The organism is Streptomyces sp. CLCI03, from assembly GCF_053615355.1.
The window spans coordinates 1,394,278-1,420,089 of the sequence record NZ_CM132132.1 but is presented as its reverse complement, the minus strand read 5'-3'; the positions used below and the strand labels follow the sequence as shown (position 1 = coordinate 1,420,089).

The following is a 25,812-nucleotide window of genomic DNA, read 5'->3' as shown; positions in this document are numbered from 1 at the left end:
GCACCAACAGGTTGGTGAGGAGGTGCGTGCGAGGCCGCGTGCCTGCCCGGGGCGAGGGCAGGCACGGGACGGAAGCGGCCGCCCGCCCTACGGGTGACTGTGGGCGGCCGCGGATTGCGATCGGTGCGTCAGCGCACCGGTAGGTGAGCAGCGCGCGAGGCCGGGCGCACCGTATGCGGTGGCCGGTCGTCATGGAGCAGACCGCTGTTCACGTCGTTCATCCAACTGCTTGCTGAGACAGGGATCAAGGCGGTCGCCCAGTCCTTGACACAGCTCTGATACCGGCATGACCGGCCCCGGCCACGACGGGTGTTACCGATCATGGGCCGCACAACCCGCTCCGCCACCCGCGGCTCACCCGCGGGGCAGTGTCACCTTCTCCTGGCCGCAGCCGATACGGCTGGACTCGGCCTCGACGTAGGCGGGCAGCAGGTCGCGGACGAAAGTGAAGTCCTGCTCCCCGAACCTGTCCTTCTGCTCCAGCATGAAGATCACGTCCCCGGTCTGGCACCGCGCCCGGTACACGGCCCGGCTCACGTTGAACGACCCGTACCCGTTGGTGCCCTTGAAGGATGAGCCGCCCTTGAGGAGATCCTGGGAGAAGACGGCGGTCAGCGCCGGGTCCACGACGGTCGTCATCCGGACTGCGGCCCTGGGGTAGCTGCCGGCGGCCTCGCAGATCCGGGCGGCGCCGCCGTCGCCGCTGACCCGGGTACGTGACAGGCTCTCGCGGTAGGCGGCCGGCAGGGCGAGGCCCTTGATCCCGCAGAAGGCGTCCGGCTGGGTGTCCCGCCACGCGACGATGTCCTTCGGCAGGTCCGGTGACCGGTAGACCCCGGAGCAGCCCAGCTCGCGTATGACGCCGTTGGCCGCATCCACCGCAGCGTGGGCCAGAGCGGCGCGGTCCTCCCTCTCGTACTCCGAAGAGACGTCAAGGCCCGCGGGCCCCATGCCGACGTCGACCACGACCGGGCCCTCGAACTGGTCGGGCCTGCCGGTACAGGACTGGGGAAGCGCCAGCCAGGCGCGGGAGGAGGAGGCCATGCCGGGCAGGCCTTCTCCGAGTGCCACCATGCCGGCCGCGAGGAACTCCTCGGGCCACTGCCGCCCGTCGCTTCCGTGGAGACCGTCCAGCTTGTGCACCCGTACGGTCAGCTGCCTTCTGGCCCTGTCGTCCTTGTAACTGGTGATGCGGCACTGGCCGTAGGACAGTCCTTGGCCGTGGGGGTCGGTCTGCAGCGCCTGCTCCTCGACCTCGGTCCTGCGGTCGCCGAAGAGGGAGGACACGGTCGAGTCGCTGAGGGAATCCCAGCAGGGGGCGGGGCCGAGCAGCGGCAGGGTGTCCGTACGCCAGGCGACGGCACCGGCCCCGAGAAGGCCGCCGGCCAGGACGGCCGCGGCGGTGGCCCGGACGGTGCGGTTCCGCAGCAGCCGGCGCACCAACGAGGGCCGCGCGGGAGAGGGAACCGAGGGAACCAGGTCCTGCTCCTTGTCCGGCTGTCGGGCCGGGGTCGTTTCGCTGTCCACTGCCGGTGTCACGCTCTCTCCGTTGTCCGCCGCGCTGCCGCTGTTGTCTACGGTCACCGGTTCTCCCCTGCCTGGCACCCGATGCGCTTGCTCACGGACGCGGTGAAGTTCGCGAACACCTGCGGGTCGTCCGGGCGGCTCCGGCCCTTGAGGCCGGGCTCGACGTTCCCGTAGAACACGGTTCGCCGACCGTCACAGGTGGCCCGCACAAGTCCTTGGCCGTTGCCCTCGGGAAGCCCGTCGAACAGTGCGACCATGCGGGGCTCGGACGCCATCACGAACTGCGCCGCCGGCTCATCGGGCACTCCCCGGGAGCGCCACACCATCGAACAGGTCTGGAGCCGCTCACCGACCACGCCCACCTGCTGCTGATAGGCGGAGTCCTTTCCGAACTCGAAAGTCACCCCCGGAATCCTGCACAGGGGAGTGGAGGCCCTCTCGTCCTTCTCCGCGGTGACCACCATCGGCGAGGTCAGGCGCAGCGGCCTTCCGGGCTTGCAGCCCGCCTTCGACGCAGCGGTGCCGGCCGCGTCCAGCAGCATCCGGGCGACGTCCATCCGGTTTCCGATGGTGAAAGGCATGGCCTTCTTGCCCAGGTGGCCGTCGCCCCAGCTCTCGCTCCGGATCGTGACCGCGGACGGTCTGCCGTCCACATCGCAGGTCTCGGGCAGCACCAGCATGGCCCGATCGCCGCCGACCAGCCCGTTGAGTCCGTCGGGCAACGGCGAGGCCGAACCGTCGAAGAAGTGGGCTATCCACGCACGGCGCTCCTCGGCCGAGGCCGGGACGGGGCCGTACGCGAGGGTGACGCGCTCATCGAAGGTGAGCGGCTCGGTGGAGTCGTCATCGGCGACCGACGAGGCGACGGTGACCGTGCACGTGGCGGTCGGCCTGGTGGACGAGGGCGGCGCCGACTCGGTGGCCCGGCGCGCGGAGCCGGACTTGCCGAGCGCCTCATCACCGAGGAAGGACGGACCGCTGTCCTCCTGCCACGCTCCCCAGCAGTAGCTCGCGCGGAACGGCCAGCTGCCCGTCGCGCTCAATCCGTACAACCCCGCACCCGAGGCAAGAACCACCCCACCTGCAACAAGGGCGAAGAACCTTCCCCGTTGCCTGCCGCCGATGCCCATGACATTCCCCCCTGGTGAACCACGTAGATCACAGCAAACGCACCGATGCTACGTCCGATGCCGATGGTGTTTACGACTCGTTTACGCCACCCCGATGCCCGCCATCAGCAGCGCGTCAGGAAGTGCGGGTTTGTCGTAAGAGGGGCGTCAACGTGGTGCGTTGGCACACGGCGGTGATCGCAGACTGAGTGGCAGGGGGAAGCGGACGACCGTCCGTGATGCGAGGTTGGAGGGCGCGTGACGATCAGCGCCGAGACCACGCCCAGTCCGGACCGCGGGGGGTCGGGCTGAAGCCGGGACGCATCACGGACGGGCCGTCCCGTGCACTGCCGCGCGAGCCTTGCCGTAGGGAAGCCGTCAAAGTCGCACCCACGGCCGTATGGACGTCGTCAACGCCTGCCGAGGCGGCCGAAAACCGATGTTCCCTCCGGTTATCCGTACTCACAGGACGTACAACAGGAAGGCGGCCCGCCAATGCCCCGGGTGCTGGTGGTGGATGACGAACCGCAGCTTGCGCGGTTGCTGGTGATCAATCTGAAGGCGCGGAAGTACGACGTGGACTGCGCGCAGGACGGGGGTACGGCCCTGGCGGCCGTGGCGGCCTGCCGCCCGGACGTGGTCCTGCTGGACCTCGGACTGCCCGACATGGACGGGATCGAGGTGATCAAGCAGCTGCGCGGATGGTCGCAAGTGCCCGTCCTGGTGGTTTCCGCCCGCCACGGCTCCGAGGAGAAGATCCAGGCCCTGGACGCGGGCGCCGACGACTACATCACCAAGCCCTTCAGCATGGACGAACTGCTGGCCCGGCTGGGAGCCGTCATCCGCCGCACACCGACACAGGAGTCGGCCGCCGCGAACGAAGCGGTCGTCGAGACCGAGGAGTTCACCGTAGACCTGCTCGCGAAGAAGGCCAGGCGCAGAGGGAAGAGCATCCGGCTCACGCCGACGGAATGGCATCTGCTGGAGGTCCTGATCCGCAACCGGGGCCGGCTCGTCAGCCAGCGGCGTCTGCTCCAGGAGGTGTGGGGTTCGTCCTACGGAACGCAGACCAACTACCTGCGGGTGTACATGGCTCACCTCAGGCGGAAGCTGGAAGCGGACCCGTCACACCCGCGTCATCTGATCACTGCCCCCGGCATGGGGTACCGCTTCGAGGCATGAGTGCGGCGGAGCCGACGGACGGAGGGCGCCGTCAAGACCCCGTCATTTCTGCGTCTCCCCGCGTATGAAGACCATCAACGTGCCTGGTGGGTCGAACTGTTGAGCCAGATGCTGGCGTGCACGCAGGGCCGTACGAACGGCCCGGGTGTGAGCTGGAGCGCGAGTGACGATCACCGCCGGTACCGAACAGACCCAGGGAGCGGGGGCTCCAGAGACTGTCACGCAGAGCCCCGCACCGGACGCCCGTCGCGTGAGCGTCCCACGTTCGCCGTCAGGAGGGGAGCTGGGAGGAGGGCCGTCGGGACCACGGCCTCCCACCGTGATCGCCCGGGCGGCCCGCCTCCTCGCCGACCGCTACTGGGCCACCTTGCCCGGCCGACTGTGCCTCGCTCGCGCGGCGTGCGTGCTGCTTGCCACCGGGCTGCTGATCCTGCTCGCGGTCGCGGCGACGGGCGCGACCGCCGCTTGGGACGAAACGGCCCAGCACGACGCGCCCCGTACCGTCTCCGCGACCCGGCTCAACCTCGCGCTCAACGACATGGACGCGCAGACGGCCAACATCCTGCTCTCCAGTGGTGATTCCGGTACCGGCAAGGGGCGCCTGGAAGAGTCGTACGCCAAGGCGAGTGGCTTCTACGGAGAGGCGCAGGAGACCATCAGCCGCTCCCTGCGCACGCTCGCCGCCGCCTCGGAAGGCGACCCGGCCACCGAGGCGACCGTCGTGCGGCTCACCGATGACTTCGCGCACTACCAGGAGCTGATCGGACGGGCACTGGAGAACGACAGCCGGCCCGGCGGCAAGGACGCCGCCCGCGAGGACTACCGGACCGCGACCGACCTCCTCACGGGGCGGCTGCTCCCAGAGGCACGCAAGCTCGTTGACGCCAACAATGCGGTGTACGAGCGGCAGTACGTCGCAGCGCGAGGTGACCTCGACGTGCAGCGGACCGCCGAAGCCGTCCTCGGCCTGCTGCTGATCGCCGCGCTGGTACTGCTCCAGATCCATCTCGCGCGCCGGTTCCGCCGGGTCTTCAACCCGGGACTGATCGCCGCCACCCTCTGCGCCGTGGTCGCGGTCGTGTGCGGCGCCCAGCTGCTCACGATCACCCACGACCGGATGAAGGTCGCCCGCCGCGACTCCTTCGACTCCGTCATCGCGCTGTCACGGTCCAAAGCGATCGGCTACGACGCCAACGCCGACGAGAGCCGCTACCTCCTGGACCCCGACCGCCGCCCCCCGTACGAGCTCTCCTTCCTCGACAAGTCGCATCAGCTGTACGGGATTCAGGGCGCCGGACTCGATACGTACGACCGGAGGCTCGCTGACACGTGGGCCACGTACCTGAACAACCACGAGGACAAACGGTTCACCGGCGAGTACCGGCGCGAACTGGACAACATCACCTTCGCGGGCGAGCGGGAGGCCGCCCAGAAGACCGTCGAGGCGTACGCCGTCTACCAGCGCGACGACCGGACCTTCCGGCGGCTGGTGGCCGAGGGCAAGCAGCAGGAGGCCACGGTCTTCTGCATCGGCTGGGCATCTGACACCTCGAACGCCCACTTCGGGGAGTGGATGAAGGCTCTGGACCAGGTCACCGCCATCAACCAGAGGCACTTCGATCTCGCTGTCCGGGAGGGCCGAGGGGCACTGACCACGCAGGGCCCGACGGCCGGCGCGTCGCTGCTGCTCACGGCCGGGTTGACGGTGCTGGGGCTGCGGCGCCGGCTGGCCGAGTTCCGGTGAGGGGGCCGGTGAGCAGTACGGACGCGGGCAGGGGAGGGGAGATCGGTGTGCTTGATGTCCGCTCATACAAGGGCCGCCAGCCGGCCGGGGTGTTCCTCGATCACGAGGTGGCCGGCGTCCGGGATGACGTGCAGGTCGGTGCCGAGCATCGTGCGGACCGCCGGGGCGAGCCGTCGCGGTGGCAGGAAGGTGTCGTGCGCTCCTGTGATGACCAGCCAGGGAACGGCCCGCCCAGGGAGGTCTGCCACCCCAGGAGCTCCACTCGAGCGGGAGTGGCGTGCGACCAGCGTCATCCACTCCACCAGCTCTTCGCGGGGTTGGTGGCCGGGTGAGAGCATGGCCCGCAGGAGCCGGGTGCTGCGTGCCGGAGTCGGCCGGACGAACCAGGCGGCGGAGACGGCGAGCAGCCTGGGTGTGAGGCGCAGCCGGCCCAGTCCGCCGGGGGAGACTAGGACGAGCCGGTCGATGCGCGGTGACGGGCTGGACAGGGCGATGGCGGCACCGAAGGAATGCCCGACCACCACCACGGGCCCGGTCGCGGCAGCAGCGTCGAGGACCTCGCTCAGCCATGTGCCGTACCACGACAGGCGGCCGCCGGAGATCCCGCGGTCCCCGGAGCTGAGGCCGGGCTGTCCGGGGACATCCGGCAGGAGGAGCCGGTGGCCGGCCGTGACAAGGGCGGTGGCCAGGGGCAGGGATGCGGCCGCGTTGAAGTTCGTACCCGGCACGAAGACCACCGTGGTCGGGCCGGAGCCGGCGCTCACCAGGTGGGTCTCTGCTCCGTTGGCGGTCACAACGGTCCGCTTGTGCGGCACTGGCCATGCGTCGAGCCGGCTGGTGCACCAGCGGCGGATCTGCTCCCGGCCCGGCGTGCTGCGGTAGATGGAGTCCACGCGGCGAGTATCGCCCCTCAACCCGCCGCCACTCTTCCGGCTGCCGCCGGTGTGCCGACGGCGTAGTGGGCGTACTCCCGCTCGGGACGGAAGCCGGCGGTCCAGGCGAGCAGGCGGCCGGGGCGGTTGCTCGCAGAGCAGGTCCAGCTGGGGGTGTGCCCTCGGGCCGCTATGTCCGAGCACAGGGCGTTGACGCAGTCGAGAGCCAGGTACTGCAGGCGCGGGTCGGGCACGGTGACGCAGGCGACGTCCTCGTAGGCGGTGCCGAGGAAGTAGGTGCAGGCCACGGCCACGATGCGGTCACCCTGGAAGGCGGCCCAGGCGTAGCCCGAGCGGGCGAGGGCGTCCGGACCGCCCCAGGTGTGGTGAATCCAGCTCATCGCGGGCGGAAGGGTGGTGAGCGCGCGAGCGTCGTGGGCGTTGAGCCTCCGTACGGTCACACCCCTGGGCGGCCGGGTGGCGGGCACGGGGCAGCGCTTGACATACACCATGCGCTGCCACGGCACGACCCGGTCGAACGAAGCCCCGATCAGCGGAAGGAAGCGGCCCGGAGCCTCGATGGAGTGGTCCGCGAAGACCCTGAGATCCCTCGGTATCAGGGCCTGCGGGTCTCCGCGCAAGAGGACGTGGTCCCCGCATTCGGCGGCGATCACGCGCGGCTGGATGACGCGGTCCACCCACCAGCGGCCGGCCTCGGTGGTCAGGACGTGCTCGGTCAGGGCGGCCGAGCCCGGGGCCCCGGTGGGGGACCAGCGAACGAGGGCCGGGAGTCGGTGGGGCGGCAGGTTGATCACGAGGCTTCCTTGTCGGGACATGGAGGCGGGGCGGCCCTGTTCGGAGGGCCGCCCCGCGGAATGGGCTGTTGGCTAGCAGGAGGGCTTGCTGCCGTGGTTGGAGCCCTTCTTGCGGCGGGCCCTCTTCTTGTGTGCGCGCTTGGACATGGACGGGTGTCCCTTCAGGCGGTGTGGCCGACGAGGAGGTCGGCGAGCTTGGTGAGGCGCTTGATCGTGCGGTCCTCGGTGGCGGCGGCGGCCGGGGCGACGCGTTCTTCGCGGTCGTAGTAGGCGCCGTTGACGATCTCGGTGGTGGGGTCGCAGAGGCGTACGACGTGCTGGGCGCCCTCGGCGGCGGATTCGCCTTCGTTGCCGTAGAGGGGGAGCAGACCGGTCTCGCAGACACCGGGGTGGACGGACACGGCGGTGACACGCGGGTCGGAGGCGAAGACGGTCAGCGCCAGCTGCGACTGCGCGTATGCAGCCAGCCGTGAGTAGCGGCGCTCCCGGTTCGGGTCGCTCCACTGGATGGCGGCCGTGCGGTGGAGCGAGGAGGAGACGTTGACGACGCGCCCGCCCGGGTCGCTGGTGAGGGAGGGTTCCAGGAGGTTGGTGAGGAGGTAGTGCGCCAGGAAGTTGACCTGGAAGGCGATCTCGTTGCCGTCGACGGTGAGGGTGTGACGCTCGGGGGCGGCGATGGCCGCGTTGTTGACGAGAACGTCGAGGCGCGGGTGTTCCCGTACGACGGCGTGGGCCAGGTTCTCGACTTCCTCCAGACGGGCGAAGTCGGCGGCGAGCGGTCGCAGCAGGGCGCTGTCGATGCCCTCGGTGGTCACCAGACGGTCGGCTGCAGCCTGGGCCTCCTCGGCGGTACGGCCATGGAGAAGGACGACCGCGCCGCGCTGGGCGAGCTGGCGAGCGGTCTCGTAGCCGATGCCGGCGGTGGCGCCGGTGACGAGGACGGTACGTCCGGACAGGGATGAAGACATGTCGGATTCCTGGAAGAAGGCATGGCTGACGCGCCCGGCGCCCCCGGCGTTGGGCAGGGGGCGAGGGCTCAGGTCATGCGGTGAAGGGGAGGATGCGTACGAAGCCCCGGCCGGAGTCCTTCAGGACGCCGGTGGCAGGTACACGGAGGACGCGCGGCCGATGTCAGAAGGCCGGGCGGACAGCGGGCGCCGTCGGCTGCACCGACGTGACACCGGCACGGCTTCGCCATGACGGTGGCCGATCGTCGTAGCGCGGACCGCTGTTCATGACCCCATCCCAGCGCATCAGGGATGCCGGGGCAAGATCCTGAACGGGACTTTGACGGCCTTCTGATGGCCGTCGGGTGACCGTGCGAATCAGGTCTTCGCGCAGGTCATCAGGGCCGCGTCAAAGATCGACGGCTGTGCGGAAGGAACGCGTCAAGGAGCGTTGCCATGGACGTCGGCCGGGAACAGACTGGCGGAGCGACGGAGCCGGTGACGGTCCGGTGGCACGCGGCTGGAGGTCGGTGACCTGAACACCGCCAAAGGTGCGCATGGTCCGGCCGTGGGGGTACGGGCCGATGCGACCGCGTGCTGGTCAACCGTCGCACAACACATGAGCCGTCCAGCTCCCGGTGTGGGGATACCGGAGTTGGGCGGCTCGCGTGTTTCGGGCGTCAGCGCGCACACCGGCAGTTGATCCCTCCTGGCAAGTACTTGCTAATGTGGCAAGTAGATGTCGAGTGGGCAGGTTCAGGGCTGCTCGGCGACGACGGGAGGGGTGTGCCATGTCTGAACAGGCCGATGCGGTCGCGTCGTTGAAGGGGATTGCGCGGATCGAGGCGAGCGCGCGGGGGCGAAGCGGCTGGTACGTCGGCTATCTCTGGCTGTTCGCCGCGTGGCAGCTCGCTCTCGTCCCGGCGGTGCTGATGTGGCACGGGCGGACGGGGACGCTCGTCAGCACGCTGGCGAACGCCGTTGTGGTCATGGGATTGTCTGTGTTTGCCACGAGGCAGCCCGTGGTCCCGCGCGGTTACGGCGGCAGGCATCTCAGGGTGATCGGCGCCTGGGCGGTCGCCTACGTCCTGACGCTCGTGCTCGGCCTCACCGTCTTCCTGGACAGTGTCGCCTTCGTGGTCGTGGCCGCTGTCGCATGCGCGCTGCCGGCCGCTGCGGCGGCCTGGCGTGAGGCGCGCGCCGTATGACGCCGGAAGTCCCGGTGGGTGCCGGTCAGGGCCCTCATCCGCGACACGGACTCGCACCGCTTCTCGCATCGGCCGTGCGTCTGTCGATCGTCGCGGCTCTCGCTCCTGTGGAGAAGGCCGAGTTCGCCTATGTGCGGGATCTCGTGGAGATCACGGACTCTGCACTGTCGAAGCAGGTCTCGCGCCTGGAGGAAGCGGGCTGGGTGACGGTCGAGAAGGGGCAGGTCGGGCGTCGGCCCCGGACCTGGCTGTCTCTGACCGAGGAGGGGATGACCACCTATCGGCGTCACCTCGCCGCCCTCACGGCCATCGCGGGCCCACTGAGTTGATGCGGGGGACGATCGCCGGCCACAGGATGCGACCGGCGATCATCGGGCCTGGTCCGCGGGCCGGTTCAGGTGACCGCCGATGTCGGGAGTTCCGCGGTGACCGGCGGTGCGCCGCCCGCTATGGGGAGGGTGATGACCATGGTGAGGCCGCCGCCGGGAGTGTCCTCGGCCGTGAGGGTGCCGCCGATGGCCTCGGTGAAGCCGCGGGCGACGGCGAGGCCGAGGCCGACTCCGGCGCCGCGCGGGGCGTCGCCGTGGCGCTGGAACGGTTCGAAGATGCGGTCCTTGGCCTCGTCGGGGACGCCGGGCCCGCGGTCGACGACGCGCAGTTCCACGCGCTCGTGCAGGGCGCTGGCCGTGACGTTGACGGGTTGGCCGTCGGGGCTGTACTTGACGGCGTTCTCGACGATGTTGGCGACGGCTCGTTCGAGCAGGCCGCGGTCGACGGCGATCATGGGGAGGGTTTCGGGGATGTCGAGTTCGACGCTGTCCTCGGGTACGCCGCCCAGGGCCATGGGGACGACCTCGTCGAGGTCGGTCTCGCGGATCAGCGGGACGACGGTGCCGGTGTTGAGGCGGGACATGTCCAGGAGGTTGCCGATCAGTGCGGCGAGGCGGTCGGCGCCGTCCTCGATGCCCTCCAGGAGTTCGGCCTTGTCTTCCTCGGACCATTCGACGTCGTCGGAACGGAGCGAGCTCACCGAGGCCTTTATGCCGGCGAGCGGGGTCCGCAGGTCGTGGCTGACGGCGGCGAGCAGGGCGGTGCGGATGCGGTTGGCCTCGGCGAGTTCGCGGGACTTCTCGGCCTCGTCGACGAGGCGTTGGCGGTCGAGTACGACGGCCGCCTGGGCGGCGAAAGCGCCGAGGACCCGTCGGTCCTCGGCGGGCAGGACCCGGCCGGTGAGGGCGAGGGCCATGTTGTCGCCGATGGGGAGGTCGACATCGGCGTCCTCGGGCCGGCTGACGGGGCTGATGCCGACGGAGGCGGCCGTGGTCCAGGGTTCGACCTCGGTGGTGCGCTCCAGGAGGACGACCGACTGCATGGCGAAGGTCTCGCGGAGGCGTTCGAGGAGGGCGTCGAGGGAGTTCTCGCCGCGCAGGACGCTGCCTGCGAGGAAGGACAGGATCTCGGACTCGGCGCGCAGGCGGGCGGCCTGGTGGGTGCGCCGGGCGGCCAGGTCGACCACCGAGGCGACGGACACGGCCACTCCTACGAAGATCGCGATGGCGACGATGTTCAAGGGGTCGGAGATGGTGAACTCGTGCAGCGGCGGGGTGAAGTAGTAGTTCAGGAGCAGGGACCCGAAGGCCGCCGACGCCAGGGCGGGGAGGAGTCCGCCGAGCAGCGCCGCTGCCACCGTGAAGGTGAGGAAGAGCAGCATGTCGTTGGCGAGCCCGAGCTCGGGGACGATCTGGCTCAGCAGGACGGTCAGCAGCGCGGGGCCCGCGATACCGGTGAGCCATCCCCAGATGATGCGGGAGCGGCCGAGCCGCGCGCCGCGGGCGACGGGCAGGCCACGGCCCTTGGCGGCCTCGTCGTGGGTGACGATGTGGACGTCGAGGTCGGGTCCGGACTCGCGGGCGACGGTGGCGCTGACCCCGGGGCTGAAGACGGACTGCCAGGAGCGGCGGCGGCTGACGCCGAGAACGATCTGGGTGGCGTTGACCCCGCGGGCGAACTCCAGCAGCGCGTCAGGGACGTTGTCGCCTATGACGTGGTGGAAGGTGCCGCCCAGGTCCTCGACCAGGGTGCGCTGGACAGCGAGTTCCTTGGGCGATGCGGAGGTGAGGCCGTCGCTGGCGGCGATGTAGACGGCGAGTACCTCGCCGCCCGCGCCCTTCTCGGCGAGTCGGGCGGCGCGGCGGATGAGCGTACGTCCCTCGGGGCCGCCGGTGAGGCCGACGACGATGCGTTCGCGGGCCTGCCAGGTGGAGCGGATGTTGTGCTCGCCCCGGTACTCCTGGAGGTACTCGTCGACCCGGTCGGCCACCCACAGCAGGGCCAGTTCGCGCAGGGCGGTGAGATTGCCGGGGCGGAAGTAGTTGGACAGGGCCGCGTCGACCTTGTCGGGTTTGTAGACGTTGCCGTGGGCCATGCGGCGGCGCAGGGCCTGCGGGGACATGTCGACGAGCTCGATCTGGTCGGCCCGCCGGGCCACCTCGTCGGGGACCGTTTCGCGCTGCCGGACCCCGGTGATCGTCTCGACGACGTCACCCAGCGACTCCAGGTGCTGGATGTTGACGGTGGAGACGACGTCGATGCCCGCCTGGAGCAGCTCTTCGACGTCCTGCCAGCGCTTGGCGTTGCGCGAGCCGGGCACGTTGGTGTGGGCGAGCTCGTCCACGAGCGCGACCGCGGGGCGGCGGGCGAGGATCGCGTCGACGTCCATCTCGGTGAAGGTGGCGTCCCGGTACTCGATCTCGCGCCGCTCGATGAGTTCGAGGCCGTGCAGCATGACCTCGGTGCGCGGGCGGTTGTGGTGTTCGACGAAGCCGACGACGCAGTCGGTGCCCCGCTCGATCCGGCGGTGTGCCTCGGAGAGCATCGCGTACGTCTTGCCGACGCCCGGCGCCGCGCCGAGGTAGATGCGGAGCTTGCCGCGTCCCATGTTCCGACTCTTTTTCTCTGCTGTGGATCGGACGGGTGACTAGGGTTCGAAGCGGTAGCCCATGCCCGGTTCGGTGATCAGGTACCGGGGGTGGGAGGGGTCCGCTTCCAGTTTGCGCCGTAGCTGGGCCATGTATACACGCAGGTAGTTGGTGTTCTCCCCGTAGGTGGGTCCCCAGACCTCCAGCAGTAGCTGACTCTGAGTGATCAGCCGGCCGGGGTGGGTGATGAGGATTTCCAGCAGGTGCCATTCGGTCGGGGTGAGCCGTACGCTGCGCTCGCCCCGCTGCACCTTCTTCGCGACCAGGTCGACGGTGAACTCTGCGGTCGTGACCACGGAGACTTCGTCGGCCTGCGAAGCCGTCGGGGCTTCATGTCTCCGGGCGGCTGCCCGTAGGCGGGCCAGGAGCTCGTCCATGCTGAACGGTTTCGTCACGTAGTCGTCCGCGCCCGCGTCCAATGCGCGGATCTTGTCCTCCGAGGTGTGACGGGCGGAGAGGACCAGGATGGGGACCTTGCTCCAGACGCGGACGCCCTTGATGACTTCGATGCCGTCCATGTCGGGGAGTCCGAGGTCGAGCACTATGACGTCCGGCTTGTGGGCGGCCGCGAGCCGCAGGGCCGATCCGCCGTCGGAAGCCTCCTCGACCTCGAACTTGCGCGCCTGGAGATTGATCTTGAGCGCGCGGACGAGCTGAGGGTCGTCCTCCACCACCAGCACCCGGGTCATCGGTGTGCAGCCTTCCTTCGTAACGGGCATGGCACGAGGCCGGCGGGGCGCTGGGGCCCCTCCCAGCGGTAGCTGGGGGAGGTCCGCGCCCCGCCGGCGCTCAGACCGTGCGATGTGGAACATCAGCTCTTGGTCAGTGCCTTGAGGGCGATGTTGAGCTCAAGGACGTTGACGCGGGGTTCGCCCATGAAGCCGAGGGTCCGGCTGGTGGTGTGGTCGGCGACGAGCTTCTCGACCTGCTTGACGTCGAGCTTGTTCTGCTCGGCGACCCGGTGGGCCTGGAGCTTGGCGTAGGCGGGGGAGATGTCCGGGTCGAGGCCGGAGCCGGAGGAGGTGACGGCGTCGGCCGGTACGTCCTCGGGCTTGACCTGGTAGCCGGCGGTGGAGTTGTCCGCGATGACGGCTTCCTTGGCGGCGACGACCTGGGCGCAGAGCGTGCCTTCCTCCGCCGCCTTGGTGCACTGGCCGCCCACGGCTCCGTTGTCGGCGGAGCGGTTGGTGGCGCCGGACAGGATCAGCGAGTACTGCATGTTGACACTGTTGCTGCCCAGACCGTTGGAGGGGCGCGGCTGGAACCACTTCAGGTCCGGCCTGGCCGCCTCTTCGGCGTCGTTGGGGTCCTTCTTCGGCAGGTTGTAGCTCTGGCCGATGAGGGAGGAGCCGACGACCTGGCCGCTCTTGTCCTTGATCTCCGAGCCGTTCGCTTTGTCGTTGAACAGGGCCTGGGCGATCCCGGTGACGGCGAGCGGGTAGATGACCCCGCAGATCACGGTCAGGACGAGCAGGGCGCGCAGGCCCGCACCGATCAGGCGGACGGTGCTGGATACGGAATTGTTCATGGCAGATCAGCACGTTCCTAATTCAGGCGAGCCCGGGGATGAGGGAGATGAGCAGGTCGATGATCTTGATGCCGATGAACGGGGCGATCAGACCGCCCACGCCGTACAGCCCGATATTGCGGCGCAGCATCTTGTCGGCGCTGGTCGGCTTGTACTGGACGCCCTTCAGGGCGAGCGGCACCAGCGCGATGATGATCAGTGCGTTGAAGATGACCGCGGAGAGGATCGCCGACTCGGGTGAGGCCAGGCCCATGATGTTGAGCTTGTCCAGGCCCGGGTAGACCACGGCGAACATGGCCGGGATGATCGCGAAGTACTTCGCGACGTCGTTGGCGATCGAGAAGGTGGTGAGCGCCCCGCGCGTGATCAGGAGCTGCTTGCCGATCTCGACGATCTCGATGAGCTTGGTGGGGTTGGAGTCCAGGTCCACCATGTTCCCGGCCTCCTTGGCGGCCGACGTACCCGTGTTCATCGCCACACCCACGTCGGCCTGGGCCAGCGCAGGGGCGTCGTTCGTACCGTCGCCCGTCATGGCGACGAGCTTGCCGCCCGCCTGCTCCCGCTTGATGAGGGCCATCTTGTCCTCGGGGGTGGCCTCGGCGAGGAAGTCGTCCACGCCCGCCTCCTCCGCGATGGCCTTGGCGGTCAGCGGGTTGTCGCCGGTGATCATGATGGTCTTGATGCCCATGCGGCGCAGTTCCTCGAACCGCTCCCGCATGCCCTCCTTGACCACGTCCTTGAGGTGGATGACGCCCAGGATCCGGGCGCCCTTCTCGTCCTTGACCGCGACGAGGAGCGGGGTGCCGCCGGCTTCCGAGATCTTGTTGGCGAGGAGGTCGGCGTCGTCGGAGACCTGGCCGCCCTGCTCCTTGACCCAGGTGATGACCGAACCGGCCGCGCCCTTGCGGGTCTGCTTGTTGTCCACGTCCACACCCGACATGCGGGTCTGTGCGGTGAAGGCGATCCACTCGGCGTGGGCCAGCTCGCCCTGGTGGCGCTCGCGCAGCCCGTACTTCTCCTTCGCCAGGACGACGATGGAGCGGCCCTCGGGGGTCTCGTCCGCGAGGGAGGAGAGCTGCGCGGCGTCGGCGAGCTCGGCCGCGGTGGTGCCCTTGACGGGTACGAACTCCGACGCCTGGCGGTTGCCCAGGGTGATCGTGCCCGTCTTGTCGAGCAGGAGGGTCGAGACGTCGCCCGCGGCCTCGACGGCGCGGCCGGACATGGCGAGGACGTTGCGTTGGACCAGGCGGTCCATGCCGGCGATGCCGATCGCGGAGAGCAGCGCGCCGATGGTGGTCGGGATCAGGCAGACCAGCAGTGCGGTGAGCACGATCATCGACTGCTCGGCGCCCGCGTAGATCGCGAAGGGCTGCAGGGTGACGACCGCGAGCAGGAAGACGATCGTGAGGGACGCGAGCAGGATGTTCAGCGCGATCTCGTTGGGCGTCTTCTGCCGGGCGGCGCCCTCGACCAGGGCGATCATGCGGTCGATGAACGTCTCGCCGGGCTTCGTCGTGATCTTGATGACGATCCGGTCGGAGAGCACCTTCGTACCGCCGGTGACCGCGCTGCGGTCACCGCCCGATTCCCGGATCACCGGGGCCGATTCGCCCGTGATCGCGGACTCGTCGACGGAGGCGACGCCCTCGACGACGTCACCGTCGCCCGGGATGATGTCGCCGGCCTCGCAGACCACCAGGTCACCGATGCGCAGCTCCGCGCCGGGCACCTGTTCCTCGCTCTTGCCGTCCTTGGTGAGGCGGCGGGCGACGGAGTCGGTCTTGGCCTTGCGCAGGGTGTCGGCCTGGGCCTTGCCGCGGCCTTCGGCGACGGCCTCGGCGAGGTTGGCGAAGATCGTGGTCAGCCACAGCCAAGCGGTGATGGCCCAGCCGAACCAGTCCGTCGGGTCCTTGATCGCGAGGACGGTGGTGACGACCGAGCCGATCAGGACGACGAACATGACCGGGGACTTGATCATGATCCGGGGGTCGAGCTTGCGGACGGCGTCGGGGAAGGACTTCAACAGCTGCTTGGGGTCGAACAGGCCGCCGCCCACGCGCCCGCCGCCCGGCTTGTGGCCGGTGGGCACGTCCTGGTGCGGAGCCCTTGTGGGTGTGGCGGTGCTCATGATGCGAGTCCTTCGGCGAGCGGACCCAGCGCCAGGGCCGGGAAGTAGGTCAGACCGGTGACGATGAGGATCGTGCCGACGAGCAGGCCCGTGTAGAGCGGCTTGTCGGTGCGCAGCGTGCCCGCGGTCTCGGGTACGGGCTTCTGCTCGGCGAGCGAGCCGGCCAGCGCGAGGACGAACACCATGGGCAGGAAGCGGCCCAGGAGCATGGCGATGCCGATGGTGCTGTTGAACCACTGGGTGTCGGCGTTCAGGCCCGCGAAGGCCGAGCCGTTGTTGTTTGCGCCCGAGGTGTAGGCGTAGAGGATCTCTGAGAATCCGTGCGCCCCGGTGTTGGTCATCGAGTTGGCCGGGGTGTCCAGCGCCATGGCCGCGGCGGTGAAGCCCAGCACCAGAGCGGGGGTGATGAGGATGTAGCAGGCCGCGAACTTGATCTCGCGGGTGCCGATCTTCTTGCCGAGGTACTCGGGGGTGCGGCCGACCATGAGGCCGGCGATGAACACCGCGATGATCGCCATGATCAGCATGCCGTAGAGACCGGAACCGACACCGCCGGGCGCGATCTCGCCGAGCTGCATGCCCAGCAGCTGGATGCCGCCGCCCAGACCCGTGTACGAGGAGTGGAAGGAGTTGACCGCACCGGTCGAGGTCAGTGTCGTGGCGACCGAGAAGATCGCGGAGGCGCCGATCCCGTACCGGGTCTCCTTGCCCTCCATCGCACCGCCGGCGACATCGAACGCCGGACCGTGGTGGGCGAACTCGGTCCACATCATCAGCGCGGTGAAGCCGATCCAGATGGTCGCCATCGTCGCGAGGATCGCGTAGCCCTGGCGCAGGTTTCCGACCATGCGGCCGAAGGTGCGGGTCAGCGCGAACGGGATGACGAGGATCAGGAAGATCTCGAAGAGGTTCGAGAACGGGGTGGGGTTCTCGAACGGGTGCGCGGAGTTGGCGTTGAAGTAACCGCCGCCGTTCGTACCCAGCTCCTTGATGACCTCCTGCGAAGCCACCGCCCCGCCGTTCCACTGCTGCGAGCCGCCCATGAACTGGCCGACCTCGTGGATCCCGGAGAAGTTCTGGATCGCACCGCAGGCGACCAGGATGATCGCGCCGATCACGGAGATGGGCAGCAGGATGCGGACTACTCCGCGGACCATGTCGGCCCAGAAGTTGCCGAGCTCACCCGTGCGCGAGCGTGCGAAGCCCCGTACGAGGGCTACCGCGACGGCCATGCCGACGGCGGCGGAGACGAAGTTCTGCACCGCGAGGCCGCCGGTCTGTACGACGTGGCCCATGGCCTGCTCGCCGTAGTACGACTGCCAGTTCGTGTTCGCCACGAAGGAGGCGGCCGTGTTGAAGGCCTGGTCCGGGTCGATCGCGGAGAAGCCGAGCGAGCCGGGCAGGACGCCCTGCGCCCTCTGGAGGGCGTAGAGGAAGAGGACACTCACCGCCGAGAAGGCGAGGACGGCACGCAGGTAGGCGGGCCAGCGCATCTCGGCGGACGGGTTGGCGCCGATGGCCTTGTAGATCCACTTCTCCGGCTTGTAGTGCTTCTCGGAGGAGTAGACGCGGGCCATGTAGTCGCCCAGCGGGCGGTAGGCCAGCGCGAGCGCGGCGATCAGTGCGAGGAGCTGGAGCACACCAGCGAGAACGGGACTCATCGGTGGCTAGAACCTCTCCGGGTACACAAGGGCGAGGACGAGGTATCCGAGCAGGGAGACGGCCACGACGAGGCCGACGATGTTTTCGGCGTTCACAGCTTGGTCACCCCCCGGGCGATGAGAGCCACCAGCGCGAACACCGCGACCGTGGTGACGACGAAGGCCAGATCGGCCACCGTGAGCTCCTGGATGAAGAGGGAGGAAATGAATCGGCCAGATGGCCGATGTCGAGATAACCGTGTCTTCAGCCCGGCGTTAAGACACCTTGACGGGGTCCATACGGGCGCAGGGGAACTCTTAACGCCACGCTTACGCGTGAAGCCGTGAATCGCCAGTTAGCCCTGGTGGGACAGGCCGGCTGTGTCCAGGGCGGCGCCGGCCTGCGCGGCCAGCGCGACGGCCACCAGGCGGGCCTCTTCGGGGGGCAGGGGGCGGCCCGGGAGTGGATCGAGGAGGAAGCGGCCGTAGTAGTGGCCTCCGCCGACGACGCGCAGTTCGGTCTCCCCGTCCGGCCAGTCGGCGTACTCGGTGATCCGGCCGCCGCTGCGCAGCCACAGGCTGCCGTCGTGCTGCAGGCGCGGCCGGTGCCCGAGCAGCCTGCCGTACTCGAAGCGGCAGCTGCGCAGGCCCAGCAGGCCGACGAGCTCGCGGCGTACGTACTCGACCACTGCTTCCGGTGAGCTGCCGTCCTCGGCCAGTCGAGCGGTTCCCTGGAGGCTGGACAGGTGCGCGGCGTCGGTGACCACGATCGTCCGGAGCCTCCGTACGCGTACGGCCAGCTGCGAAACGATCAGCCCGACGACGAGCAGGAGGACGGCCGTCTGGATCTCGTCACCGTCGGCGATGGCGAACTGCTGGTAGGGCCTGGTCAGGAAGAAATCGAACCAGGCAGCCGCGGACAGTGCGGCCAGCGCCCCGGCCGCCCGGGTGCCGAGCGCGGCGACCACGACCACCGCGACGACCATGATCAGAGCCTCGTTCGTCGCTGAAAGGTCGGTTCGGAACGGCACGAGCGCGAGCGCAACGAAGAAGGGGATCACGAGGGCCGCGAGCAGGACGGCACGGTCGTGGAGTCGGTACCCGGACATGTGATGCCTCCCGTCCGGACATGACGGTCTTGGTTCAGAACCTCTCGGGCCTGATGAGGGCGGTCACGAGATAGGCAAGCAAAGCGACGGCGACGATGAGTCCGACCACGTTTTCCGCGTCCATCAGCGTGTACTCCCTTGGTTCCGTGGGACATGTGTCGCCCATATCAAGCGTGCCCCGGGTCGATGAAGGAGCCGCGCACCCTGGCGAGGTCTTGACGCACCTCATACGACTTTGCGGCGCCGGCGTCAGGAGTGCGTGAAGAGTGGGGCGGCGGTCGTATGGATTCCGCCAAGAGCACTGGTCATTCGGCCATGCCGTCCCGACGCTGTCCTCACTTTGTCCAATCGGAGGAACAGCGAAGATGGCCATGCACAGGGGAAAGACGACCGTGGCAGGACAGGCGCCGGGCACGGAGGAACCTCCTGATACCGGCGTACGGACGCCTCCCGAGGCACCGGACCGGCACCGGCTGACCGCCCTCCAAGGCCTGGCCGCGCTGTCGCTCGACGCGATGGCCTCCGTCGCATACGGGCCGGAGTCGATCGTGCTGGTCCTGGCGGCAGCCGGTGCCTACGGCCTCGGGTTCACCCTCCCCGTCACCCTGGCGATCGCCGCGCTGCTCGCCGTGCTGGTGGCTTCGTACCGGCAGGTGATCGCCGCGTTCCCGGACGGCGGCGGGTCGTACGCCGTCGCCAAGAAACACCTCGGCCGGCGCACGAGCCTGGTCGCCGCGGCCTCGCTGATCCTCGACTACGTGCTGAACGTGGCCGTCTCCGTCACCGCCGGCGTCGCCGCCTTGACCTCCGCCTTCCCGGAGCTGTACGGGGAACGGGTGTGGATCTGCCTCGGGGTGCTGATCCTGGTCACGGCGGTGAACCTGCGCGGGGTCGTGGACTCCGCCAAGGCGTTCCTCGTACCGACCGCCGTGTTCGTGGGCTCGATCCTGGCCATGGTCGTGATCGGTCTGTTCCGTGACGGCCCGGTGAGCACCGCCTCGGCCGCCGGACACGTCTCCGCGCTCGGGGAAGGCGCCACCACCGTCGGCGCGCTGTTGCTGCTGAAGGCCTTCGCGGCCGGCTGCTCCGCCCTGACCGGCGTTGAAGCTGTCGCCAACGCCGTCCCGTCCTTCCGTGCCCCGGCGGCCCGCCGGGCCCAGCGCACCGAAGTGGCCCTCGGCGCCCTGCTCGGCGTGATGCTGATCGGCCTGTCGGTCCTGATCGGCCGCTTCCACCTCCAGCCCGTGGAGGGCGTCACCGTCCTGGCCCAGCTCGCGGACGCCTCGTTCGGCCACAACGCCGCTTTCTACGTCGTCCAGTTCGCCACCATGGTGCTGCTGGCGCTCGCCGCGAACACCTCCTTCGGCGGGCTGCCCGTCCTGATGAGTCTGCTGGCACGCGACAACTACCTGCCGCACGTGTTCGCCCTCAAGGCGGACCGCCAGGTGCACCGGCACGGCGTGGTGTGCCTCGCGCTCGTGTCGGGTGCCCTGCTGGTGTTCTCCGGCGGCGACACCAACACCCTCGTCCCGCTGTTCGCGATCGGCGTCTTCGTCGGCTTCACCGTCTGCCAGGTCGGCATGGTCCGGCACTGGTACGGCGAACGCCCCAGGAGCTGGCAGGCGAAGGCCGTCCTCAACGGCTTCGGCGCACTGCTCACCGGAGTCTCGGCGGTCGTCGTGACCGCCACCAAGTTCGCCGAGGGCGCCTGGCTGATCGTGCTCGCCCTGCCGCTGATCGTCCTCGCCTTCGAGAAGATCCATCGCGCCTACGTTCGGATCGGCGAACGCCTGGAGCTCGGCCGCATCCCTCAGCCGCCCCAACGCTCCCGCTCTCTGGTCGTCGTGCCCGTCTCAGGGCTGTCCCGACTGACCTGCCAGGCACTCACCGCCGCCCGCTCGCTTGGCGACGAGGTCCGCGCCGTGACCGTCACCCACCCCGCTCCGGAGGACCGTCAGGCGGCCGAAGCCCTACGCCGGGACTGGGAGTTGTGGAAGCCGGGGGTCGAGCTGATCGAAGTCTCCTCGGACACCCGTTCGCTCGGCCGCCCGGTGTCGGAGTACGTGCGCGAGCTGACACAGGCACACCCGGACACCCAGGTCACCGTCCTCATCCCGGAGACGGAACCCGCCCACCTGTGGCAGCGGATGCTGCAGAACCAGCGCGGCTCCGTCGTCGCACACGCAGTCCGCCGCGACACCGACGCCGTCATCTGCCGACTGCGCTTCCGCATCTCCGCGGACGTGCGTTGACGTGCCGTTGACGGTGGCTTGACGCGTCTCGTGCGCCGCCGTCAAGAAGGTGCCAATTCCCCCGCACACATGGGGTTTTCCTCTGGAACGGGCAGTAGTTTCCTGCCTGTTGCGCCGCCGGGGACCTCGACTACTCACATGACGGCCGAGGGGGTCCATGCGAGACAGTCCCCGGCGGCGACACCCCTCACCCGCACCCAGTCCTTGCCCGACCCTGCCGGCAGGGGGGTGCCCAGCCGAACTCACCAGAAGGTCGCTTCATGCCTCCCGCCGCCGCGCAGCACGTTCCCCCGGATCTCGGCACCCCTCCGCGGACCCCGGTCAACCGGCCGTCCAGGAAACGCTCCGGCCAGGTGAACGTGCTGGAGCCCGAACTCCTCGCCACCTCGGCCAGGGAGGCCGTCGCCAAGATCCATCCGCGTGAGCTGGTGAAGAAGCCGGTGCTGTTCGTCGTCGCGGTCGGATCGGTCCTGACCACGCTGTCGGCGCTCATCCACCCGTCGGTCTTCACCTGGGTGATCAGCGTCTGGCTGTGGCTGACGGTCCTGTTCGCCAACCTCGCCGAGGCCGTCGCCGAGGGCCGTGGCCGCGCCCAAGCCGAATCGCTGCGCAAGGCGCGCACGGGCACGGTCGCGCTCCGGCTCAAGCACTGGACGTACGGGACGAACCTGTGCAGTGCCGAGACCGAGGTCGTGACCCCGGCCGAACTCCAGCCCTTCGACTTCGTGCTCGTCGAAGCGGGGGAGCTGGTTCCGGCCGACGGGGACGTGGTCGACGGTGCGGCGATGGTGGACGAGTCGGCCGTCACCGGTGAATCGGCCCCCGTGCTCCGGGAGTCGGGCGGCGACCGGTCCGGTGTCACCGGCGGTACGACCGTCCTGTCGGACTCGATCGTCGTGCGGGTCACCTCCCGATCCGGGAACAGCTTCATCGACCGGATGATCGCGCTGGTCGAGGGCGCCACCCGGCAGAAGACCCCCAACGAGATAGCGTTGAACATCCTGCTGGCCGCCCTGACCGTCATCTTCATCCTGATCGTGGTCAGCATCCAGCCGATGGCCGCGTACGCCGGCGCCGCCCAGTCCACGACCGTCCTGGTTGCCCTCCTCGTCACCCTCATCCCCACCACGATCGGCGCCCTGCTCTCCGCGATCGGCATTGCCGGCATGGACCGCCTCGTGCAGCGCAACGTCATCGCGCTGAGCGGCCGCGCCGTCGAGGCCGCCGGTGACATCAACACCCTGCTCCTCGACAAGACCGGCACCATCACGCACGGCAACCGCGAGGCCGCCGCCTTCATCCCGCTCCCCGGCATCGACCACACCAAGCTCGCGGACGCCGCCCAGCTGTCCTCCCTCGCCGACGAGACTCCCGAAGGTCGGTCCGTCGTGGCCCTGGCCCAGCGGTACGGGCTCCAGCCGGCCGCCGCCGAGGACCTCAGCAACCCCCGTTTCACCGAGTTCAGCGCCCGCACCCGGATGAGCGGGATCAACCTGAGCTGGGACAACGGCGCGGGATGCGCCATCCGCAAGGGCGCGGCCGCACAGGTCATGGACTGGGTGGCGATGCGCGGCGGAACCGTACAGGCGGAGGCCGCTGCCTGGTCCGCTCAGGTCTCGCAATCCGGTGGGACCCCTCTGCTGGTGGCGGTCCACGACTGGGACGGGCCGCGCGTGCTGGGCATCATCCACCTCAAGGACGTGGTCAAGGAGGGCATTCGGGAGCGCTTCGCGGAGCTGCGCGCCATGGGCATCCGTACAGTCATGGTCACTGGCGACAACGAGCTGACGGCCCGCGCCATCGCCGCCGAGGCCGGCGTCGACGAATACCTCGCGGAGGCGACGCCGGAGGACAAGCTGGCCCTCATCAAGCGGGAGCAGGCAGGCGGCAAGCTCGTCGCGATGACCGGCGACGGCACGAACGACGCCCCGGCCCTCGCCCAGGCGGATGTCGGCGTGGCCATGAACACAGGCACCTCGGCCGCCAAGGAGGCCGGGAACATGGTGGACCTCGACTCCAACCCCACCAAGCTCATCGACATCGTCGAGATCGGCAAACAGCTCCTCATCACCCGAGGCGCGCTCACCACCTTCTCCATCACCAACGACGTCGCCAAGTACTTCGCGATCATCCCCGCCATGTTCGCCTCGGCCTACCCGGGCCTCGGCGCGCTCAACATCATGGGCCTGAGCAGCCCCACCTCCGCGATCACCTCGGCGATCATCTTCAACGCCCTGATCATCGTGGCCCTGATCCCGCTGGCCCTGCGCGGCGTCCGCTACCGGCCTGCCTCCGCACACGACCTGCTGCGGCGCAACCTCGGTGTCTACGGCCTCGGCGGCCTGATCCTGCCGTTCGTGGGCATCAAGCTCATCGACCTGCTGGTATCCACCATCCCCGGCCTCGGCTGACGTTCGGCAACGGCTCATCAGAGGAACGTCGGGGCGTCTGAGCCCCCACATACTGCCGTCCACCTGCTTACCGCAGGCTCCTTCCTCTCCTCAGACCACGGCCGCCAAGGCCAGCCAGCGTTGATCCACACTCCGCTGGTTCCCCTGCGGGGGCGGCCTCCGCCGGGCCGCCCCCGCTCCTAGTTCATGACCACTCCCCCGCTCGCCGCAGGCAGGTTGCTGTCACTGGCGCGCGAAGACGTTCACTACTCCACAGGTGGCTCTGTACGCGTTAAGGACGCGTCAGGATTGGCTCAGCCGCGGGCATAAGCGATCAGTCTGCGTACGCTAGCTCAGCCGTCGATGTCGATGGCTGATTCTTTGCCGTACGACAGGAGCACCCCACGATGGCCACCCCTGCCCGCTCCTCGCGCCTGCGCGCGTGGCTGCTGGAAGGCCTGACCGCCGAGAACAGTTCACCCGCAGCCAAGGAGGCAGCGGCCCAGCCCCACGGGCGGCCGTGGTGGCGGGTCATGTGCCTGACGGGTCTCGACTACTTCTCCACCCTCGGCTACCAGCCAGGTATTGCGGCGCTCGCGGCCGGCCTGCTGTCGCCGCTCGCGACCATCGTGCTCGTGCTGCTGACCCTCTTCGGTGCGCTGCCGGTGTACCGGCGGGTGGCCGAGGAGAGCCCGCACGGCGAGGGCTCGATCGCCATGCTGGAGCGGTTGCTGACGTTCTGGAAGGGCAAGCTTTTCGTCCTGACCCTGCTCGGGTTCGCGGCGACCGACTTCCTCATCACCATTACCCTGTCGGCCGCGGACGCCACCGCGCACCTGGTGGAGAACCCGCACCTCACCAGCACCCTCAACGGCCACCAGGTGCTCATCACCCTGATCATGATCGCGCTCCTCGGCGCCGTGTTCCTCAAGGGCTTCAGCGAGGCCATCGGCGTGGCCGTGGTCCTGGTGGCCACCTACCTCGCGCTGAACGTCGTCGTCGTGGCCGTCGGCCTGTGGGAGGTGCTCAGCGAACCACACGTCATCACCGACTGGACGGAGGCTCTGACCGCCGAACACGGCAACCCCTTCATGATGATCGCCATCGCCCTCGTCGTGTTCCCGAAGCTCGCGCTCGGCCTCTCCGGGTTCGAGACGGGTGTGGCGGTCATGCCGCACGTCGAGGGCGACTCCGGCGATACCGAGGAGAAGCCCGCCGGCCGGATCCGTGGCGCCAAGAAGCTGCTGACCACCGCGGCCATCATCATGAGCGTCTTCCTCATCACCAGCAGTTTCATCACCACGCTGCTGATCCCGCCCGCCCAGTTCCAGCCGGGCGGCGAGGCCAACGGCCGCGCCCTCGCCTACCTCGCCCACGAGTACCTCGGCTCCGCCTTCGGCACGATCTACGACGTCTCCACGATCCTGATCCTGTGGTTCGCGGGTGCCTCGGCGATGGCCGGCCTGCTCAACCTGATGCCGCGCTACCTGCCCCGCTATGGCATGGCCCCCTCCTGGGCCCGCGCCCTGCGCCCGATGGTCATCGTCTTTACCCTCATCGCGTTCCTGGTGACCTGGATCTTCGACGCCGACGTGGACGCCCAGGGCGGCGCGTACGCCACCGGTGTCCTCGTCCTGATCACCTCGGCCGCCGTCGCCGTGACCATCGCAGCCCGGAAGGCCGGTCAGCGCGGCTGGACGATCGGCTTCGGCGTGATCTCCGCGGTCTTCGTCTACACCACCGCCGTCAACGTCGCAGAGCGCCCCGACGGCGTGAAGATCGGCGCCTGCTTCATCGCCGGCATCATGGCCCTCTCCCTCCTCTCCCGCCTCGCCCGCGTCTTCGAGCTGCGTGTCACCCACATGGAATTCGACGACATGGCCCAGCGGTTCATCCGCGACACCTCGAACCGCACGATCCGCTTCATCGCCAACGAGCCGGACAGTCGGGACCTCGACGAGTACCGGCAGAAGAAGCAGCAGATCCGCGCGGACAACGACATCCCGGCCGAGGACGACGTCATGTTCGTCGAGGTCACCGTCCTGGACGCGTCCGAGTTCGAATCCAGCATGCGGGTTCGCGGCGAGGTGCTCCACGACCGCTACCGCGTCCTGACCCTGGAGAGCTCGAGCATCCCCAACGCGCTGGCGGCGCTACTCCTGCACGTCCGCGACGAGACCGGCCAGCGCCCCCACATCTACTTCGAGTGGACCGAGGGCAACCCGTTCGCCAACTTCTTCCGCTTCTTCCTGTTCGGCCAGGGCGAGGTCGCGCCCGTCACCCGCGAGGTCATCCGCGAGGCCGAACCCGACCGCACCCGCCGCCCCCACGTTCACGCCGGCTGACCCTGGATCCGGCGTCAATTTGCCGACAGGAATCGCGC

At 69.1% G+C, this 25,812-nt stretch carries 20 protein-coding genes; 7 read left to right on the top strand and 13 right to left on the bottom strand.

What is annotated here, in order from left to right:
• Window positions 1-354: 354 nt before the first annotated feature.
• Both ACWG52_RS06465 and ACWG52_RS06460 read right to left on the bottom strand, forming a co-directional pair.
• Window positions 355-1,584: a hypothetical protein gene (locus tag ACWG52_RS06465; RefSeq protein ID WP_453128109.1), complete on the bottom strand. Its 1,230-nt coding sequence runs from the start codon at window positions 1,582-1,584 to the stop codon at window positions 355-357.
• Window positions 1,581-2,570 (bottom strand): hypothetical protein, encoded by a 990-nt coding sequence (locus ACWG52_RS06460; RefSeq protein ID WP_376680261.1) that lies wholly within the window; start codon window positions 2,568-2,570, stop codon window positions 1,581-1,583. The genes ACWG52_RS06465 and ACWG52_RS06460 overlap by 4 nt, the downstream gene beginning before the upstream one ends.
• Window positions 2,571-3,131: 561 nt before the next feature.
• Between ACWG52_RS06460 and ACWG52_RS06455 the strand changes: the two genes are divergently transcribed.
• Both ACWG52_RS06455 and ACWG52_RS06450 read left to right on the top strand, forming a co-directional pair.
• Entirely contained in the window at window positions 3,132-3,818 is a 687-nt protein-coding gene (locus ACWG52_RS06455) for a response regulator transcription factor (RefSeq protein ID WP_266674626.1), read from the top strand.
• 319 nt (window positions 3,819-4,137) lie between these two features.
• Window positions 4,138-5,562, top strand: coding sequence for a hypothetical protein (locus ACWG52_RS06450; protein ID WP_453128107.1), 1,425 nt, complete (start codon window positions 4,138-4,140; stop codon window positions 5,560-5,562).
• Window positions 5,563-5,624: 62 nt separating this feature from the next.
• Here the strand turns inward: ACWG52_RS06450 and ACWG52_RS06445 are convergent, their stop codons facing one another.
• The 3 genes from ACWG52_RS06445 to ACWG52_RS06435 all read right to left on the bottom strand — a co-directional run bounded on the left by ACWG52_RS06445 (window position 5,625) and on the right by ACWG52_RS06435 (window position 8,217).
• The gene (locus ACWG52_RS06445) at window positions 5,625-6,455 is read right to left on the bottom strand and encodes an alpha/beta fold hydrolase (protein ID WP_376680258.1); all 831 of its coding nucleotides are present in this window, start codon (window positions 6,453-6,455) and stop codon (window positions 5,625-5,627) included.
• A gap of 17 nt (window positions 6,456-6,472) precedes the next feature.
• Window positions 6,473-7,249 carry a GNAT family N-acetyltransferase gene (locus ACWG52_RS06440; protein WP_453128105.1) on the bottom strand — a complete coding sequence of 259 codons (777 nt, stop codon included), beginning with the start codon at window positions 7,247-7,249 and terminating at the stop codon, window positions 6,473-6,475.
• A 161-nt stretch (window positions 7,250-7,410) separates the two neighbouring features.
• Window positions 7,411-8,217 (bottom strand): SDR family NAD(P)-dependent oxidoreductase, encoded by an 807-nt coding sequence (locus tag ACWG52_RS06435; RefSeq protein ID WP_453128104.1) that lies wholly within the window; start codon window positions 8,215-8,217, stop codon window positions 7,411-7,413.
• Window positions 8,218-8,987: 770 nt separating this feature from the next.
• Here ACWG52_RS06435 and ACWG52_RS06430 point away from each other — a divergent pair.
• Both ACWG52_RS06430 and ACWG52_RS06425 read left to right on the top strand, forming a co-directional pair.
• The gene (locus ACWG52_RS06430) at window positions 8,988-9,404 is read left to right on the top strand and encodes a hypothetical protein (RefSeq protein ID WP_453128102.1); all 417 of its coding nucleotides are present in this window, start codon (window positions 8,988-8,990) and stop codon (window positions 9,402-9,404) included.
• Between the two features lie 74 nt (window positions 9,405-9,478).
• A complete protein-coding gene (locus ACWG52_RS06425; protein ID WP_376678672.1) occupies window positions 9,479-9,733 on the top strand; it encodes a winged helix-turn-helix domain-containing protein in 255 nt (84 codons plus the stop codon).
• A 65-nt stretch (window positions 9,734-9,798) separates the two neighbouring features.
• Here the strand turns inward: ACWG52_RS06425 and ACWG52_RS06420 are convergent, their stop codons facing one another.
• From ACWG52_RS06420 to kdpF (ACWG52_RS06385), 8 genes are all read right to left on the bottom strand, one after another.
• Window positions 9,799-12,342, bottom strand: coding sequence for an ATP-binding protein (locus ACWG52_RS06420; RefSeq protein WP_453128101.1), 2,544 nt, complete (start codon window positions 12,340-12,342; stop codon window positions 9,799-9,801).
• Between the two features lie 39 nt (window positions 12,343-12,381).
• Window positions 12,382-13,071 carry a response regulator gene (locus tag ACWG52_RS06415; protein ID WP_327381725.1) on the bottom strand — a complete coding sequence of 230 codons (690 nt, stop codon included), beginning with the start codon at window positions 13,069-13,071 and terminating at the stop codon, window positions 12,382-12,384.
• 122 nt (window positions 13,072-13,193) lie between these two features.
• Window positions 13,194-13,910, bottom strand: a complete 717-nt coding sequence (locus ACWG52_RS06410) for a potassium-transporting ATPase subunit C (RefSeq protein WP_453128100.1) — start codon at window positions 13,908-13,910, stop codon at window positions 13,194-13,196.
• A gap of 22 nt (window positions 13,911-13,932) precedes the next feature.
• Window positions 13,933-16,038: a potassium-transporting ATPase subunit KdpB gene (kdpB, locus tag ACWG52_RS06405; protein WP_453128099.1), complete on the bottom strand. Its 2,106-nt coding sequence runs from the start codon at window positions 16,036-16,038 to the stop codon at window positions 13,933-13,935.
• Window positions 16,035-17,699, bottom strand: a complete 1,665-nt coding sequence (kdpA, locus tag ACWG52_RS06400) for a potassium-transporting ATPase subunit KdpA (RefSeq protein WP_376682790.1) — start codon at window positions 17,697-17,699, stop codon at window positions 16,035-16,037. The genes kdpB (ACWG52_RS06405) and kdpA overlap by 4 nt, the downstream gene beginning before the upstream one ends.
• A 6-nt stretch (window positions 17,700-17,705) precedes the next feature.
• Window positions 17,706-17,795, bottom strand: coding sequence for a K(+)-transporting ATPase subunit F (gene kdpF / locus ACWG52_RS06395; RefSeq protein WP_037789535.1), 90 nt, complete (start codon window positions 17,793-17,795; stop codon window positions 17,706-17,708).
• 239 nt (window positions 17,796-18,034) lie between these two features.
• Entirely contained in the window at window positions 18,035-18,787 is a 753-nt protein-coding gene (locus ACWG52_RS06390; protein ID WP_376682789.1) for a DUF4118 domain-containing protein, read from the bottom strand.
• A gap of 34 nt (window positions 18,788-18,821) precedes the next feature.
• Window positions 18,822-18,911 (bottom strand): K(+)-transporting ATPase subunit F, encoded by a 90-nt coding sequence (kdpF, locus tag ACWG52_RS06385; protein ID WP_214346424.1) that lies wholly within the window; start codon window positions 18,909-18,911, stop codon window positions 18,822-18,824.
• Window positions 18,912-19,152: 241 nt separating this feature from the next.
• Here kdpF (ACWG52_RS06385) and ACWG52_RS06380 point away from each other — a divergent pair, with 241 nt between their 5' ends.
• The 3 genes from ACWG52_RS06380 (at window position 19,153) to ACWG52_RS06370 (ending at window position 25,774) form a co-directional block, all read left to right on the top strand.
• Complete coding sequence (locus ACWG52_RS06380) at window positions 19,153-21,039, top strand: APC family permease (protein WP_376682788.1); 1,887 nt, start codon at window positions 19,153-19,155, stop codon at window positions 21,037-21,039.
• 260 nt (window positions 21,040-21,299) lie between these two features.
• Complete coding sequence (gene kdpB / locus ACWG52_RS06375) at window positions 21,300-23,450, top strand: potassium-transporting ATPase subunit KdpB (protein WP_376682787.1); 2,151 nt, start codon at window positions 21,300-21,302, stop codon at window positions 23,448-23,450.
• Window positions 23,451-23,836: 386 nt separating this feature from the next.
• On the top strand, window positions 23,837-25,774 hold the full coding sequence (locus ACWG52_RS06370; RefSeq protein WP_214346416.1) for an APC family permease: 1,938 nt from the start codon (window positions 23,837-23,839) through the stop codon (window positions 25,772-25,774).
• The last annotated feature ends 38 nt before the right edge of the window (window positions 25,775-25,812 follow it).